We start from the raw sequence: 16,751 nt of genomic DNA, 5'->3' as shown, positions 1-16,751 counted from the left end.
CGGCTACCTCCTCCGGCGCCCGCTGCTGCGGTGGTGGTCATCGTTCTCAGCGGTCTCGTCCTTGCTGCTGGGATCGCCCAGGTCCGTCTCCTCCGGAGTGCTCTCCTTCTGGCTGCGGTTCCCGAGACCGAGGTCGGTGTCCGAGGTGAAACCGCTGTTCGGGTCGCTGTGCGGGTCGTACCCGGGGTGGTTTGGGACGAAGTTCGGATTCAGGTGCTCGGTCACGCTGATCCTCGTGCCGGGCATCAGGATCTTCTCGCCGTTGAACTGCCGGAAGTACCCGTGCACGGTCGCCGAGCTGTGGATGTTCTCCTTGGCGACGTGGTGGACCGCGTCCCACTCCTTCTGTCCGGCCATCCGCTGCTTCAGGTCCTCCGGCAGGTTCTGCGATCCGGTGTGGAACATGTTGTCCGTGGACTGCACCTTCAGGACTTGCCCGGACATCGAGAGGTAGTGGTGGCCGTCCTTCTTGATGACCTCTCCGCCGTCGGGGGACAACGCGAACTGGTGCGCGACGTGGGGGTCTGAGGTGAGCGAGACGTACCCGGAGTCCTTGCTACCGCTGCCGCCGTGCACGTGGTGCGGCAGGTCGTAGTTCTTCCCCCAGGACGTCATCCCGGTCTCGAAGAGGCCGTCGGGCCCGGTCACCGGCCTCGTGTCACCGCGGAACATCCACTGAGGTCGCGGTGGGCCAGGCTGCAGTTGCGGGTTGTTGAGCCCGCGGTTGCCGCCAGCCTGGCCGGCCTGGCTCGACGCCGTACCGCCCTCGCAGGTCATCAAGCCGAGGGGGTCGATCCAGCGCGTGGGGTTCGGCGCGTAGGCGTGCGGGTTCGGTGACGGAGCGAGGCCGAGCGGGTCGCGGGAGACGTACCGGGCGGTGGTGGGGTCGTAGTAGCGGTTGAGGTTGTAGTGCAGCCCCGTCTCGGGGTCGTGGTACTGCCCGGGGAACCGCAGTGGCGTGTAGGCCCGGCCGGGCGAGGACTGCAGGACACCCCACAGCGTGGTGTCCACGTGCCAAGCGAGACCGCCGTCCGGGTCGACCATGTCCGCCGGGGTGCCGACGAGGTCCGTGACGATGGCGTAGAAGCGCTGGTCGACCCACTGCTGTGCGGTGGCGGTGCGCTCGGTCTGCGAGAGGACGCGGTAGCTGCCCGGCAGCCACTCCCAGACGGTCGCGTTCGTGCCGTTGTGGACCTGCTCCACCAGCGAGCTGTCGTCCCACGTGAAGTCGACCCGCTCGGCGACGCCACCGTCCGGGCGCAGGCGTTCCTTGGCGACGCGGCGCCCCAGCGGGTCGTAGACGTAGCGCCAGCGCTGGCCGTCCGGCGTGTCCACCCCGATGAGCTGGTTCTCGGCGTTCCAGCGGTAGGACCAGGTCGCTCGCTGGACCTGTCGAGCGATGATGCGCCCTTCGGCGTCGTGGGCGTACTGGGTGTGCCCGGCGCGCGTGATCACCGCCCCTGCGTACTGCCGGCCGCCCATCGCCGCGTCGTCCACCGAACCCGACCTCCGCCAGTCGGCGTGCGCGAGGTCGCCCGCGGCGTCGTAGGCGTAGCGCTCGGTCCGCTGCGGCCCGTGGACAGCGGTGACCCGGCCCACGAGGTCGAGCTCGTAGGAGTGCTCACCGCCGAGCTGGTCGCGGACGCCGATCAGCGCACCGTCCGGCCGATAGGTGTAGGAGCGCTGCTGGACCGTGCGGTCCGGCCTGATCAGAGCCTGCGAGGCGAGCCGGTGGTCGGCGGTCCAGCTCTGCGCCAGCACGGTGCCCGCACCCAGCGTGCGGCGCACCTCACGACCCGCGACGTCGTGGTCGAACCGCAGTGTGCGACCGGCCGTGTGCAGCGCGACGGGGTGCCCGGCGGCGTCGTACTCCCAGGTGCTCTCCGCACCCGACGGGGTCCGCCGCCACACTCGCCGCCCCAGGGCGTCGTAGGCCGACGCGACGGTGCGGCCGTTGACGGTCTCGGCGAGCACACGCCCGAGCCGGTCGCGTTCGAACGACACCCGGGTGGCGTCGTTCGCGGCTTCCAGCAGCCGGCCCATCGGGTCGTAGCGGAACGTCGTCGTGCCGGTCGGGCTGCGGCGCTCCACGAGGTTGCCGAGCAGGTCGTAGCGGAACCGGACGGTCTCACCCGCGGCGTTGGTGCGGGCGACCAGCTGCCCGGCCGCGTCGTAGGTGTACGACACCGACCGACCACCGAAGTCCGTCTCCCGCACCAGGTTCCCGGCCGGGTCGTACTCGTACCGCCAGGTCTCGCCGCGCTCGTTGACGACCGCGACCAACCGCATCTCGGTGTCGTAGTGGAACTCCTTGCGGGAGCCGTCCGGACCGAGCTCCACCGACGGCAGGTCGAAGGCGGTCGTCTCGGTCGTCGTGCTCCGCCCCAGCTGGTCGACGTGGGTCCGGACGTTGCCCTCCCCGTCGCGGACCCAGCGCTCGGTGCTGCCGTCCGGACCGGTCTGCCACGCGAGCCGACCGTCGACGGTCCAGCCGATCCGAGTGGTCCCACCCACCGGGTCGATCACCTCGGTGACCCGTCCGAAGGCGTCACGACGGTAGGTCGTGGTAGCGCCGAGCGGGTTGGTGATGGACACCGGCAGACCGGCGGCGTCGGTCTCGATCCGCCGCACGTTGCCCAACGCGTCGGTGATCGCGGTGAGCGCACCCCGCTCGTCGTAGGCGTAGGTCGTCACCGCGCCGGCGGGATCGGTCACCGCGGTCAAGTTGCCGTTCTCGTCGTACTCCCGGCGGGTCACCGCACCGTCCGGGGCGATGATCGTCACCGGCAAGCGCCGGTCGTCGTACTCGATCAGCTGCCGACTGCCGTCGGGCAGGGTGATCGCCGTGACCTCGCCCGTGTCACCGTAGTCGTACCGGACGGTGCGGCCCAGGGCGTCGGTCCGGGAGAGCAGGCGGTCGTGGGCGTCCCATTCGAAGGTGGTCTCGCCGCCCAGCGGGTCGGTCTCGCGGACCGTCTGCTTCGCGTCGTTGAGGTGGAAGACCTTGGTGTGGCCGAGCGAGTCGGTGTAGCGCGTGACGTCACCGGCGTACTCGAAGGTGCCGTTGAGGAAGCCACCAGCGCCCTCGGTGCGCACGCACCGGCCAGCGCTGTCGTAGGTGTAGCGGTACCAGATGCCGTTGCGGTCGGTCCACCCGGTGAGCCGCCCCTGTGCGTCGTAGTCGAACCGCAGCGCCTGGCCGGACGCGTTGATGACCGAGGTGAGCCGTCGGTCGGTGTAGGCGTACCGCATCAGCGGCAGGTCGTCACCACCGGCCGCGCCCCGGAGGTGCAGTGCGGTGACCAGCCCGTCTTCGGTGTCCACCCGGATGCGGAAGCCCCCGCTGTGCTGGAGCTCCACCGGGTTGCCCGCCTCGTCGCGCTCGAAGCGGATGCGGTTGCCGTGGCGGTCGGTGATGCCGATGAGCGGGAGGACCTCCGCACCGGGCGCGAAGTGCAGCGCGAGTCCTTCAGCGACCAGCACGACCGTGCAGCCGCCGTTGTCGTGCCTGGTCAGCGTGTTGGGCGAACCTTCGAAGGGCACGGTCTGCCCCGGCGCCGGGGTCGGGGCGAACAGCAGCTTCCCGTCCTCGGCGGCGAAGGACACCCCTGCGCTGCCGGCCTCGAGCCGTTGGTCCAGTGTGGACGCCCAGGAAGCACCGAAGGCCGAGCCGACCCGGTAGGAGGACAGGTGGGTGCGCCGCACGACGAGCGGCAGCACAGCGTCGATCTCCGCATCGACTTGCGTCAGGACCACCTCGCCGGTCGCGATGTCGACCGGGTCGGTCTCGCACCGCCGGTTGGCCACGTCCCGGCTCGGCGTCTGCGCATCGCCGGACACCGTCCGCAGGTCGCCCCCGGCACCACGGTTCGCGGCGCCAGCGGCCCTCGTCGTGGCGGGCTCCGGGGGCGCCGCTGGACCACCGTCGATCGATCGCGACGTCGAACCGCCCTCCGCCGACCTCGGGGACGGCCCGTCGTGGGACATCGGCGAGGAGGGGGCCGGGTCGTTGTTGCTCATCGAGCGGGTCGGGGCCGGGTAGTCACCGGAGGAGCCGGGCGACTGCGGGCCGTCGTTGCCCATCGAGCGGGTGGGCGCGGGGCTGTCGGCCTTCGGGGCGCCGCCCCCGCCGTCCTTCTTGATCTTGTCGAGGGCCTTCTTGGCGTCGCCGAAGCCGTCGGTGAGCTTCTTGACCAGGTCACCGAGCGACTTCATCGCCTTGACCAGCTTGGTGGTCAGGTCGGCGATCTTCGACACCGTCTTCGACACCGCGGTGACCACCTGCGGCACCACCCAGGTCATCCCGATGCCCAGCGTGGCGATGACCTGCAGCGCCCACGAGATCAGCCGACCCACCAGCTCGGCGATGATGTCGCGCACCAGCGTGCGCACCGCCCCGACGATCTCCCCCGCCGTGCCCACACCGCTCGACGCGCCTTCGGCGGCCTTCTGCGCCGCCTCGATGAGCTTGGCGGTGTCCGCGCTGCGCTGGCGGTAGGCGTCCGCCGCCTCCCCGGTCCAGTCCGCGACGTCCTTGCTGACCAGGGCGGCCATCTCGGTGCTGACCTCACCGAGCTCGGTCGCGATGTTGCTCCAGGTCTCCGAGTGCGCCCGGATCTGGTCCGCGTCCCCGGTCAGGGCGTCCAGCGCGTCCGACAACGGGCCCACGTGCTCCAGCAACCAGCCGACACCCGCGGCGAGGATCGACCCGAACGGGTCCATCGCCATGCTCAGCGCGTCCAGGCCGGTGCCCACCGCACCCATCACGCCGGCGGCCCAGTCGCCGGACTCGATCGCCTGCTTGGTCTCGTCGATCGACTCGAGGATCGGCACACCGCTGAACGCCTGCGTCGAGTCCTGCCGCTGGGCGACCAACGGATTCGTCACGGTGTTGTTCCTCCGGGGGAGCGGTTCTGGAAGGGGCGGGTCGGTTCACCGGTCAGCGCCAGCGGATTCCGAGGGGTGTCGAGCTACACCATCCCGAAGAGGCCGTTGCCGGAGCGCGGTCTCGGCTTGACCTCATTGCCCATGTCCGGGTACCCCTCGACCGTCACCCTCCCGCCAGTCGCGGTGTCCCAGGGGACGATGTACTCGAACATCCCACCCTCGCCGTCCTGGGTGCGGATCACGCCGTTCTGGCCCGCCAGCCCGTCCACGAGGGGCTGGTTCCCGACCCCGAAGTGCTGCTTGAGGGCGTTCATCTTGGCGGGATCGACCGGCCCGTTCAGGGTGCTGGTCAACTCGTGCGGGACCTGGTGCACCGTCACCGGCCCCGGCGTCTCGTACTTGAGCACGGCACCAGGGCCTTCGTCGTTCCAGCTGAACGCTGCCGCTTCGGTCTTGTCCTCGGCGAGGTACCAGCCCTTCCAGTCCGGATCGGAGTTGCCCGCGGTGCCTTCCGTCGGCCGACTCACGCCGTTGCCGTTCACGACGTCGTTGTAGTGGTCCGGCTTGATGCCGTGGTAGCCCTCGACCTTGCTCATCGGGGTGCTCACGATCTTGTAGTCGACCCCGTCCACAGTGATCGTGCTCTCGGTGCTGGGCCCGGCGACGTTGTGGTTGTTCAAGTCGCCGAAGTCCGGCGGGTCGACCTCCCGCGTTACGCCCGGACCGCTGCGCGGCCGACTGCCGGGTGAGGACGGGCCGGGGTCGGAGAGGTCACCGCTCCAGCCGCTCCGGGGCTGATCGGCCGGCGACAAGCCGCGCGGGGTGCTGGAGCCCGCGGGCGGGTCGGCCCACGCCGAACCCGTCGACGCCGGGCCGCCGCGCGGGGCGTCGTCCGGGCCGCTGCGTGGGGTTCCGCCGTGGCCTGAGGAGCGGGTCGGTGCGGGGCTCTTCGGCCTCGGTGCGCCGCCGCTGCTCTTCTTGATCGCGTCGAGGGCCTTCTTGGCGTCGCCGAAGCCGTCGGTGAGCTTCTTGACCAGGTCACCGAGCGACTTCATCGCCTTGACCAGCTTGGTGGTGACGTCGGCGATCTTCGACACCGTCTTGGCCACCGCCGAGACGACCTGCGGCACCACCCAGGTCATCCCGATGCCCAAGGTCGCGATCACCTGCAGCGCCCAGGAGATCAGCCGACCGACCAGCTCGGCGATGATGTCGCGCACCAACGTGCGCACCGCGGCCACGATCTCGCCCGCCGTGCCGACACCGCTCGACGCACCTTCGGCGGCCTTCTGCGCCGCTTCGACGAGCTTCCCGGTGTCCTCGCTGCGCTTCCGGTAGGCGTCGGCGGCTTCCCCGGTCCAGTCCGCGACGTCCTTGCTGACCAGGGCGGCCATCTCGGTGCGGACCTCGCCGAGCTCGTCGGCGATGTTCTGCCAGGTGTCCGCGTGCGCCCGGATCTGGTCGGCGTCCCCGGTCAGGGCGTCCAGCGCGTCCGACAACGGGCCCACGTGCTCCAGCAACCAGCCGACACCGGCCGCGATGATCGACCCGAACGGGTCCATCGCCATCGACAGGGCCTCCAGGCCCGTGCCGACGACACCCATCACGCCGGCGGCCCAGTCACCGGACTCGATCGCCTGCTTCGTGTCGTCGATCGACTCCAGGATCGGCACGCCGCTGAACGCCTGCGTCGAGTCCTGCCGCTCGGCTACCAGTGGGTTCGTCACAACGGAGCTCCAAGGGTGAGGTCAGCGGTCAGTCGCGCAGCGGGTCGAAGTCGGGGCCGAAGTCGTCGTCGTCCTCGTCCTCGAAGGCCGGGCGCTTGCGGGGCGGTGCAGGCGGTTTCGGACCGGCGGCCGGCGGTGCGGGCGGCGGCGGGGGCAGGGTCGGCTCCTCGTCCTCCTCCGCCGGGCCGTCCCACTTCGAGGAGGCCTCGGGCTCCGCGGGTTCGTCCTCCGGCTGCTCCGGGAAGCGCTCGCGGAGGTTGTCCAGCATCATCCGGCGCGTCTCCAGGTCCTCGTCGCCGAGGTGGGCGGCCATCGTCTCGCCGACCTTGCCGGCGATGTCGGCCTGCGCGCGGTGCATCGTGGACAGGATCTGGGCGGCCAGCTCGTCCGGCGGCATCGAGCGGACCTTGTCGGTGAACTGCAGGTCCGTGACGCTGCCGTCCGCCCGCACGGTCACCTTGATGCGGCCGTCCGGGGTGGCCGCGGTGAGCCGCAGCTGCTCGGTCTCGGCCTGGACGGCCTGGTAGCGCTGGGCCTTCTCCTCGAAGCTCCTGGCCCACTCCTGGATCCGGCGCTCCGCCTCGTCCGGGTCGGCCCCGATCGCAGCGAACCCGCCTCGGCTCTCACCCGGCATCGTTCACCCCTCCTGATGGAACTCGTTCTCCGCGCCCCGCACGGCGGTGCGCCGCTTCCCCCAACTCCGGCGCTAGCCGCTGAACTCCTCGAACGTCGGGACGTCGCCCTCGATCGGCTCGCCGTCCTCCGTGGTCGGGGGCGCGGTCACCCCCGACGAGGACGCCGAGTACGACTGGCTCTGCGAGGGTGCGCTGTAGGACGCGTACGTCGCACCGCCCGTCGACGGGCTGTAGGCCGAGTACGTGCGGTCCTGCGACGGCGCGCTGTACGGCGCGTACGACTGGCCACCCGACGACGCGCCGGAGGACTCGTAGGACTGACCGGACGCGTACGACTGGCCCTGCGGCCCCGGCTGGCCCGCTCCGGGGCCGTTCACCGTGACCGACACCGGCCCGCCGGACGGGTTGTCGACCGTGACCGGCACCCCCGCGCCCGCGGTCGGGCCCGACGCGACGGCGCCGCCCTCCGGACCGCCCACCGGCAGCACCCCGCGCGGCGCGACCGCGGCCTCGTCGACCCGGACCGCGTCGTCGAACTGGCTGAAGTTGTCCGCGCCCGCCTGGTCGGTCTCCTGGTACTCCTTGGCCGTCTGGCGCACGTTCTCCGCCGTGGTGGTGATGCCCTCCTTGGCGGACTTCAAGGCGTCGAGGCCCTGCTGCTCCATCGGGTTGATGATGGGCGGGAGGAAGGAGCACAGGAGCCCGTAGGCGTCGTCGGACATGCTCACTTCCTGGGCCGCGGCGATCGCGGTGTCCACCCGGTCGGTCAGGGCCTCCAGGTGGCTGGCGTGCGCGGTCAGGTTCTCGGCTTCGACCTGGAACGTCATCGTGGTTCCCTCCCTCACTCGAGCCCGGCCAGGACTTCGGCCAAGCGGTGCTCGAGGCGTCGGTCGTCCGCCGGGGCGATGCTCAGCCACCCCCTGTCGCTGACCATGAGGTACCGGCCCTCGTTCGTGTCGAACCAGGTGACCAGCGTCGACGCGCGCACCGAGCGGTGCGTGACACCGAACTGCCCGCCACCGGTCCGGGCCTCGACGAGCTCGGCCAGCACCGCGGCGTCCTGCGGGGGCAGGCCCGCCCGGACCAGAGCGGTCTCGTCGTCGTAGTCCCCGCCGAACGGGTCGTCGTCGTCCTCGGCGACCGCCTTGCTCAGCTGCTCCTCGCGCAGCGACAGCGCCCGCTTCGTGCCCGCCTCGGCGGGCGGCAGCACGCTCACCGCGGACAGCGCCAGGGCGGTGGGGCGGATCTCGGTGAGCAGCAGCTGGTCACCGGTCAGCTGGGCCAGCACCCCGGAACGGCGGGTGACCGCCGCCAGCGCCTGCAGCGGCTGCCCGACGTAGCCGACCACGTCGATCGCGGTGTCGTGGTCCACGAGCAGCCGGAGCATGGCCGCCAGCTGCTCGTCGAGCTGGTCGCCCTGGGCGAGGCCGCGGTCGGCCAGCGCGCGGAAGGCCTCGGCGGTGAGGTCGGCGCGCTCCTCCATGGTCCGGCCCTGGCTGGGCACCTGGAGCGGGAACTGCGGTCGCCCCAGCCCCAGCGCTCCGGTGACGAGGTCGAACTCGGCGGCGGAGAGCGCGAACGTCGGCTCTGTGGTCGTCATCATCCCTGGTCCTGCTGCCGCTTCTTCTTCCTGCCCTCACCGATCACCGGCGGCGGCAGGTCGGCGCCGGGCACCTCGACGACGGGTCCGCCCTGGACGTACTTGGCGTTGCGTTCCTTGTCGTCCTCACCGCGGCCGCGCTGCGCGCCCGCACCCATCGGGCCGCCCATCCCGGCCGCGCCCGCCGCACCGGGCTGGCCGGGCGCACCGGCCACGCCCCGGCCGCCGAACCCGGCCTCACCCGGACGACCGGCACCCGTGCTCCCACCGGGGGCCAGGTTCGAGGAACCACCACCGGCACCGCCGGCACCGCCGAGCGCGCCCCCGCCGACACCGCCACCGGCGCCCAGGCCCGGCACCGAGCCCGGGCCCCCGCGGAAACCACCGCCACCCGGACCACCGCCGCCCGGCCCGCTGAGGCTCGGGCTCCCGCCGCCGACGGGACCACCGGTGATGGGGCCGCCACCCGGGACCGGCGGGACCTGGCCCCGCCACCCGGGGCGGTCCTGGCCCGGCTGGTTCCGGTCGCGGCCGTTGCCCGGCCCGCGGACGCCCGGCCCGACGGAGGTCGGGCCGTCCGGCCCCTGGAAGTTCCGCGGCTGGTGCAGGTGGTCGCCGCCGACCTGGCCCGGGCCCGGGAGGTTCGGCGGGGTGAAGCTCTGCGGGGTCGTGCTCGACGGGGTGAAGCTCTGCGGGGTGGTGCTGCCCGGACCGTCGCCGAGCTGCGGGACGTTCGGCGTCCCCGGACCGCTGAACTGCGGCTTCGGGATCGCCTTGGTCGGCCCGTCGACCCCGCCACCGGGACCGCCCGGGGCGTCGCCCAGCTGCGGGATCGGCATGGCCTTCGTCGGCCCGTCGATCCCGCCCGGACCACCGGGTGCGCCCGGACCGCCGAGCACCGGAGCGTCCGGGGCCGGAGCGTCCGGGGCCGGCACGTCCGGGGCGGCGGCAGCGGCGAGTTGCGAGTCCGCCGGGCCGGCCGGCGCACCACCGGACCCCGGCGCTCCGGACGCCGACATCGGAGCGCCCTGCTCGACCGAGCGCAGCGGCGCCATCGGAGCCATCCGGGCCATGGCCCGCTGCTCCTCCACCGGGTTCGGCGGCGGGGTGAAGCGAGGCGTGTCCGCGTCGACGGAGCGGGACTGCTCCTCCATCTTGGCCATGACCCCCACCGCTTGCATGTGCGCGACGGTGGCGTTGAGCTGGTGCAGCTGCAGGGCCTTGGTAGCGATGTTGAAGCTTTCCAGGTCGTTGTTCGCGTAGCTGGCCAGCAGCATCGCCTGCAGGCCTTCGGAGCCCTTGACGGGTTCGGGCATCTCCGCCTTGGCGGTCTCCATGATCCGGCCCTGCTCGGCGATCCGCGACGCCAGCGACCCCGCGGTGTCACCGGCGTCGCGGTTCCAGTCGGTGAGCTCCTGGATCGCGGCGCGCGCCGCGTCCGCGGCCTGGCCCTGCCAGCCGGTCTCGGTGCCCCGCACCTTCTCGGCCATGCGCTGCGCCGCGTCGCCGATCTCCCGGCTCAGCGCGTTCCACTCGTCGGACAGCTGCCCCACGCGGCCGGGATCGTTGGCGTTGTGCACCGCCGCGTAGAGCTCCTCGTGGCTGAACGCGGCCCAGTTGTGCGTCTCGGTCAGCACGATGTCCGGCTTCTCCGAACTGCTCATCGGCTGAGTCATCTCCGCTCTTCGTCGAATGCGGCGGGCTCACCCCGGCGGCGCCCGGTCAGGTGCGGTGCGGGAACGCCTGGTCGGTGATCTTGCGGAAGTCGTCCGCGGCCCGCTCGTCGGCCTGCTCGTAGGTGCGCATGGCGGCGTTGATGGCGTCGCGCGCTTCCTCCAGGACCGCGCGGTACTTCGTCAGCACCTCGGTGAAGGAGTTCTCGTCCCCCTCCGCGCGGCCGGCGAACTTCGCCGCCATGGCCTGGCCGACCGGGTTCATCCCCAGCGGGGCGGCCGTGGTGAGACCACGGGCCCGGGCCAGCCAAGCGTCCACAGCGGACATCTGGTCTTCCAGCGCCGCGCGGATCTGCTCACCCGCGGCCGGGTCCAAGCGCAGGTCGTCCGATTCCACCGCTCGGCGCAGCTCTCGGACGCTCGCGGCGGAGCGGGCGAGCGTGCGAGTCGCCTGGAGTTCCTCGACTTCGCTCATGAATCCCCCGGGTACACGATCACCGCACTATGATCACGGGTGTCGCCAACGCCGGACCAACGTCGCACCAACTCGTCGGCCAGCAGGCGCGCTCGTCCGTCGGACCACTCGAGAGCGGATGTCAGGAACAACACCACAGCTGCGGATTCGCCTGCTGGGGCCCGTGGAACTGCTGCGGGCCGACGGCAGCGCGACCGCGATCGGCGCCGCCAAGCGGCGCAGCGTCCTCGCCGCGCTGGCCATCGAGGTGAACCGCGTCGTCTCCGCGGACCGGCTGATCGACATCGCCTGGGACGGCGCCCCACCGCCGACCGCCCGGGCCGCGCTGCAGGGCCACATCGCGAAGCTGCGCAAGGAACTCGGCGACGGCGTGGACCTGGTCACCCGCGCCCCCGGCTACCAGCTGGTCGCGCCGCGCGCCGCGGTCGACATGACCCGCTTCGAGGACCTGGTCGCCGCGGCCCGCAACGCCCCCGACGCCGACGCGGTCGAGCTGCTGGACGCCGCGCTGGCGCTGCACCGCGGCCCACCGCTGGCCGACGTCGCGTCCGACCGGTTGCGGCGCGAGGTCGTGGGCCGGCTGGACGAGTCGATGATCAGCGCGGTGCACGAGCTGGCCTGGCGGTTGCACCGCATCGGGCGCGCGACCGAGGCGATCGAGCCGCTGCGCGAGGCCGTGGCGATGCGGCCGCTGCGCGAACCGCTGGTGGAACTGCTGGTGCTGAGCCTGCACCAGGCCGGGCGGCAGGCCGAGGCGCTGGACGTCTACCACGCGACCCGGTCCCGTCTCGCCGACGAGCTCGGCGTCGCCCCCGGCCCCGCCCTGCAGGCCGCCTTCCAGCGCGTGCTCGAGTCCACTGAGGACTCCCCGCCGGCCGCCGTCCCGGCGCAGCTGCCCGCGGAGAACGCCGGGTTCGTCGGGCGCGGTGCCGAGCTGGCGGAGCTGGACCGGGCCGGCGACGGCGCGATCCGGGTGCTCACCGGCCCGGCGGGTGCCGGCAAGACGGCGCTCGCGCTGCGCTGGGCGCACCGCGCGGCCGCGCAGTTCCCCGACGGTGCCCTGTTCGCCGACCTCCGCGGCTTCGGCGAGGTCGATCCGGTGGAGCCCGGCACGGTGCTCAGCGCGTTCCTCCGCGGGCTCGGCGTCCCCGACGCGCGCATCCCCGACGACCCCGACGAGCGCGGCGCCCTGTACCGCTCGGTGCTGTCCGGCCGCCGGGTGCTGGTGGTCCTCGACAACGCGCGCTCGGCCACGCAGGTCCGGCCGCTGCTGCCCGGCCCCGGCTCGGCGGTGCTGGTGACCAGCCGCAGCAGGCTGGACGAGCTGGCCGCCACCGCGGGAGCGGTCCGGGTCCCGGTGCCGCCGCTGAGCCGCGGCGCGGCGGTCGAGGTGCTCCGGTTCGCGCTCGGCACCGAGCGGGTCGACGCCGATCCGGAGGCCGCCGAAGAGCTGGCGGAGCTGTGCGAGCGGCTCCCGCTCGCGCTGCGGATCGCCGGGTCCCGCCCCGCGCACCGCACGGTCCGCTCGCTGGTCACCGCCGCCGCGGACGAGCGCTACCGGCTGACCGCGCTGTCGCTGCCGGACTCCGGGGAAGGCGTGCGCGCCGCCCTGGCCGCCAGCTACCACCGCCTCGACCCGGGCACGGCCCGGCTGTTCCGGCTGCTGGGCGAGCACCCGGGGGACAGCGTCGAGCGCTCCGCCGCCGCCGCGCTCGCGGACACCCCGCTGGTGGAGACCTGCGCGCGGCTGGAGCAGCTGGCGGCGATCCACCTGCTGCAGGAGACCGAGCACGGCCGCTACCGGTGGTCCGACCTGGTCCGGCTCTACGCCACCGAGGTCGCCGCGACCGAGACGACGGCGGAGCGGGACCGCGCCTTCTCCCGGCTCCTCGACCACTACCTGCACGTCACCGACCGCAGTCTGCGGTTCCTCGGGGACTGCGCGCGCTGGCTGGCGCCGCCGACCGAGGCGCCCGCGGTGCGGACCGCGCAGTCGGCGCTGACCTGGTTCCGCACCGAGGAGACGACCCTGCACCGGGTGCTGGAGCGGGCGGTCGCGCGCCAGGAGCACGCGCGGGCCTGCCACCTGGCGCTGTCGCTGGGGCGCTTCCACCACCGCCTCGGCGACCGCGACGCCCGCACCGAGCTGTCCCGGCTGGGCCTGGGCCTCGCGCGCGAGCTGGGCGACGCGCGGGCGCAGGCGGCGTTCTCCGCCATCCTCGCCGAGGACCTGGCGTCCTGAGCGGGGTCAGGACGCGCGGGAGGCCACGGCCTCGGCCACGGCGTGCCCGAACGCCCGCATGCCCTGGGCGTTCGGGTGCAGCGGTGCGGCGGCCGACGCCGGGACGACGCCCTCGTAGTACCGGTCCGCCGGCGCCGCGCAGATGTCGTGCCCGCGGCTGACCGGCCCCAGGTCCACGAAGCGCGCGCCGTGCGCCTGCGCGCGGTCCCGCAGCAGCGCGCTCAGTTTGTCCACACTGGACTGGATGTAGTCGGCGTCCCGCGCCCACACCGGCTGGTGCGGGTAACAGCCCCCGGGCCGCAGGTAGGTGCCGTAGCCGACGACCACCACCTCGGCGTTCGGCGCCCGCTGCTGGATGCGCTCCAGCATCCCGTCCACCTTCCCGGTCAGCGCGGCGATCCGGTCCCCCAGCTCGTCGCGGCCACCGGCGGTGAAGCGGTCCGCGCAGGAGCGGCCGACCGGTTCCGGCAGCAGGTTCAGGCAGGAGACCGCGGCCTGCACCAGCTGCACGTCGTTGCCGCCGACGGTGACCGTGACCAGGTCGGTGCGGTTGCTCAGCGCGTCGTACTGCGGCGGCAGGATCCCGTACTGGCTCCCGGAGAAGTCGTCGATCTTCGCCCCGGAGCAGGTCACGTCGGTCAGCTGCGCGCCGAGCAGCGAGGCGACCACCTGCGGGTAGTCCACCTCCGAGCGGAAGCAGAGCACGTTCGGGTCCTGGTCCGGGATCAGCGGGCCGGCCGCGGCGGAGTCGCCCAGCGCGACGTACTGCAGGTCGTCGGCCGCGTGCGCGGCCGGGGCGAGCAGGGCCGCCGCAGCGGCCAGGGCGGAGCCGAGCTGGGGGAGACGTCGGGAGCGGGCCACGCGGACCTCCGTGCCGGGGCGGGATCAGGAATGGACCTGATCTAGCACGGAAGACCGTCCGTGGCCGGGGAATTCACCCGACCACGGTGGCGTCACGGGTCGCGGCGCAGCGCCCGGGTGATGCCGGCGGCGACCGTGGTGGCCAGGACCCAGCCCGCCGCGATGAGCACGACCGTGATCCACTCCGAGCTCCCCTCGGCCCGCCACATCACGTCGTGGCCGAGGTTGATGATCGGCACCAGCTGGTCGACCGTGTAGAGGAACGGGTTCCACACCGGGTGGTCCTCCTCGTTGATCGGCACCAGCTCGTGGAAGCTGAACCAGGTGGTGCCCGCCGCGGTGAGCAGCACCAGCCAGATCATGGCCCGCAGCGGCCGGAACCCGTAGCTGACCGTCACCAGCTGCAGCATGCTCCACAGCCGCACCGGCCACCGGAACACCGGCCGGGTGGCCGCGGCGATCGCCTGGTAGCGGCGCCGCTGCTTCTCGATCATCACGGTGACCGCGTGCTCCTCGGTCCCGTTGCCGCGGAACACCTTCGCCAGCTGGTCGTAGGGACCCGGCTGGTAGCGACCGCCGGAGTTCGCGCGCAGCCAGCTGAGCCGCTCCAGCACCGCCTCGCGGTCGGTGGGTTCGATGGACTCGGTGAAGTTGTCGTAGCTGAAGTCCTCGACGTCCACGCCACCGGAGGCCGCCCACAGCTCCGCGTTGTCCGCCAGCAGCTCGCACTGCGCCTGGCGCAGCATGATCCGGCCCTGCGGCGGGACCTGCGGCAGCAGCGTGAACTCCTGCACCACCAGGCCGAACGCGTTGATCGCGTTGCGGTTGGAGCCGTCACCGAGCCGGCTGCCGGAGAAGTTGGCCTGCCGGCCGATCTCGGCGCGCCGCAGCTGCACCTCGCCCTCGGCGACGAACGGCCGGCCCCCCGCCGCGCACACCAGGTCGCGCGCGACGGTGGCGGCGCGCAGGTCCACCGACGGCTTGTAGGTCATCTTGTGCCGGTGCCAGGCGGGTTTGGTCAGCTGTGCCGCGCGCAGGTCCACGTTCGCGCCGATGCGGGCGCCCTGCAGCTGCAGCGAGCCGGAAACGTCGGAGTCCCGGCAGTCCAGGTTGCTGCCCACGCTGATCCGGCTGGCCTGCAGCACGTCGGTGCGCGGACCGGTCAGCCGCGCCTTGTTGAGCTGGAAGCTCCCGGCGACCTTGACGTCCACCATGCGCACCTGGCCGTGCAGCTGGACCCCGGAGGCGTCGACGTTGCCGAGCACCTCGGTGCCGTCCATGTGCAGCGCGCGCATCGGCTGCTCCACGGCCGCCCGCGCCGACCGCGACCAGCTCAGGTCGACGCACGCGCCGCCCATCCGCAGGTCGCCGCCGATGCGCGCGCTGACCATGCGGATCGTGCCGCCGCTGCGGAAGCCCTGGTCGATCTGCACGTCACCGCGGACGTCACCGCGGTCGAGGATGAGGGTGCAGATCGGGTCGTCGTGCTTGGACTCGCCGCGCCGCGGCGGCATGGTGCCGGGTTCCAGCACCGCGTCGCGCAGCCGGACGTCACCGGAGATGTGGGCGCTGGGCATGAACAGCACCCCGGCCACGCTGAAGGGCTGCCTGCTGGTGCGGTCGACGTCGCAGCGCAGGCTGCCGCCGACCTGGATGCCGTTGGCGTTGAGCGCGTAGCGGCCGCGGTTGCGCAGCGCGCCGCCGGAGAAGGTGAGGTTGCCGCCCACCTTCGCGCCCGGGATGCGGATCTCGCCGGCGGCCTGCAGCCGCAGCCCGATCAGGGCGCCGTCGACCGTCAGCCGGTCGCCGTAGACGGCCCGGCCACCGGGGTTGCGCAGTTCGCTGTCGTCGAACAGCAGGGAGCCGCCCAGCTGCGCGTCCGCGAGGTCGATGCCGCCGGTGCTGGTGCAGTGCCGCAGCACCGTGTCGTTGCTGGTGCTGAGGTTCCGCGCGTTCAGGCCGGGCAGGCGGCAGTGCCAGAGCACCAGCCCGGCGATGCTGGCCTGGCGCAGGTCGGGGGCGAGCTCGAACCGGCAGCGGACGAACTCCAGCAGGTACGGCAGTTCGGTGGCCCGCAGGTCGAGGCGGCCGGTGATGACCGCGTTCTCGACGGCGATGACGGGTTGCCGACCGCTGCGGCGCGCGAACGGCCGCCAGCCGGCCGTCTCCTCCAGCGACTCCACCAGGCGACGGCTGAGGAACTCGCCGCGGATCACCCGCTCCGGGTCGTGGTTGACGGCGTGCACGTCCAGCGGTGCGCCGGTGTCCGGATCGACGCGGTCACTCCTGCTCTGCCGCAGCAGGTCGTCCAACCGCTGCTCCGCAGCGGTCAGCGGACCGTTGCTCTCCCACGGCTTGACGACCGCCACCAAGATCCCCCGAACGTGTCCGATTCGTTGCTCCACACGAAAGGTAGTCGATCAGCTACCTCGACCACTCCGACGTGCGATCGTGGTCATGGGTTGCGGAACGGAGCAACGATGCAACCGATCGGCCGAATCAGGCGTTCCACGTGAAACCACCGCCGGCCCACGGGCCATCACCCACCCGGACCACACCACGGAGGGGGAGCGGCGGCGAGCCGCGAGTGTCACGCGCCCGTGGCGAGGAGGGGTGCAGGGCACCGTTCACCCACTGGGGTGGCGAACGGT

10 protein-coding genes are annotated in these 16,751 nt (G+C 72.7%); 1 reads left to right on the top strand and 9 read right to left on the bottom strand.

Features of this window, described 5'->3' with window-relative positions:
- Positions 1-3: 3 nt before the first annotated feature.
- The 7 genes from HNR68_RS03820 to HNR68_RS03790 form a co-directional block, all read right to left on the bottom strand.
- Positions 4-4,887 (bottom strand): RHS repeat-associated core domain-containing protein, encoded by a 4,884-nt coding sequence (locus HNR68_RS03820; RefSeq protein WP_343049913.1) that lies wholly within the window; start codon positions 4,885-4,887, stop codon positions 4-6.
- Positions 4,888-4,970: 83 nt separating this feature from the next.
- Complete coding sequence (locus HNR68_RS27555; RefSeq protein ID WP_179717679.1) at positions 4,971-6,614, bottom strand: WXG100 family type VII secretion target; 1,644 nt, start codon at positions 6,612-6,614, stop codon at positions 4,971-4,973.
- Between the two features lie 28 nt (positions 6,615-6,642).
- Entirely contained in the window at positions 6,643-7,248 is a 606-nt protein-coding gene (locus tag HNR68_RS03810) for a YbaB/EbfC family nucleoid-associated protein (RefSeq protein ID WP_179717677.1), read from the bottom strand.
- 72 nt (positions 7,249-7,320) lie between these two features.
- Positions 7,321-8,076 (bottom strand): type VII secretion target, encoded by a 756-nt coding sequence (locus HNR68_RS03805; protein ID WP_179717675.1) that lies wholly within the window; start codon positions 8,074-8,076, stop codon positions 7,321-7,323.
- Between the two features lie 14 nt (positions 8,077-8,090).
- Positions 8,091-8,849: an ESX secretion-associated protein EspG gene (locus HNR68_RS03800; protein ID WP_246330382.1), complete on the bottom strand. Its 759-nt coding sequence runs from the start codon at positions 8,847-8,849 to the stop codon at positions 8,091-8,093.
- Positions 8,849-10,513 carry a PPE domain-containing protein gene (locus HNR68_RS27090; RefSeq protein WP_218888188.1) on the bottom strand — a complete coding sequence of 555 codons (1,665 nt, stop codon included), beginning with the start codon at positions 10,511-10,513 and terminating at the stop codon, positions 8,849-8,851. Before HNR68_RS27090 ends, HNR68_RS03800 begins: the two co-directional genes overlap by 1 nt.
- Before the next feature lie 58 nt (positions 10,514-10,571).
- Complete coding sequence (locus HNR68_RS03790; protein WP_179717669.1) at positions 10,572-10,997, bottom strand: hypothetical protein; 426 nt, start codon at positions 10,995-10,997, stop codon at positions 10,572-10,574.
- A gap of 163 nt (positions 10,998-11,160) precedes the next feature.
- Here HNR68_RS03790 and HNR68_RS03785 point away from each other — a divergent pair, with 163 nt between their 5' ends.
- Positions 11,161-13,239 (top strand): AfsR/SARP family transcriptional regulator, encoded by a 2,079-nt coding sequence (locus tag HNR68_RS03785; protein WP_343049912.1) that lies wholly within the window; start codon positions 11,161-11,163, stop codon positions 13,237-13,239.
- A 6-nt stretch (positions 13,240-13,245) separates the two neighbouring features.
- Here HNR68_RS03785 and HNR68_RS03780 read toward each other — a convergent pair whose 3' ends face one another.
- Positions 13,246-14,100: an SGNH/GDSL hydrolase family protein gene (locus HNR68_RS03780; protein ID WP_343049911.1), complete on the bottom strand. Its 855-nt coding sequence runs from the start codon at positions 14,098-14,100 to the stop codon at positions 13,246-13,248.
- Between the two features lie 92 nt (positions 14,101-14,192).
- Positions 14,193-16,469 carry an oxidoreductase gene (locus tag HNR68_RS03775; RefSeq protein ID WP_179717667.1) on the bottom strand — a complete coding sequence of 759 codons (2,277 nt, stop codon included), beginning with the start codon at positions 16,467-16,469 and terminating at the stop codon, positions 14,193-14,195.
- Positions 16,470-16,751: the final 282 nt, after the last annotated feature.

It is taken from the genome of Saccharopolyspora hordei (assembly GCF_013410345.1).
GTDB lineage: Bacteria > Actinomycetota > Actinomycetes > Mycobacteriales > Pseudonocardiaceae > Saccharopolyspora > Saccharopolyspora hordei.
Note: the sequence above shows the minus strand (reverse complement) of the source record. Positions and strands in the feature narration are given on the sequence as shown.

Bases quoted from the DNA above. Each gene is read 5' to 3' on its own strand.
- HNR68_RS03810 (WP_179717677.1), bottom strand. From the start codon at position 7,248: ATGCCGGGTGAGAGCCGAGGCGGGTTCGCTGCGATCGGGGCCGACCCG.
- HNR68_RS03805 (WP_179717675.1), bottom strand. From the start codon at position 8,076: ATGACGTTCCAGGTCGAAGCCGAGAACCTGACCGCGCACGCCAGCCAC.
- HNR68_RS03800 (WP_246330382.1), bottom strand. From the start codon at position 8,849: ATGACGACCACAGAGCCGACGTTCGCGCTCTCCGCCGCCGAGTTCGAC.
- HNR68_RS03790 (WP_179717669.1), bottom strand. From the start codon at position 10,997: ATGAGCGAAGTCGAGGAACTCCAGGCGACTCGCACGCTCGCCCGCTCC.
- HNR68_RS27090 (WP_218888188.1), bottom strand. From the start codon at position 10,513: ATGAGCAGTTCGGAGAAGCCGGACATCGTGCTGACCGAGACGCACAAC.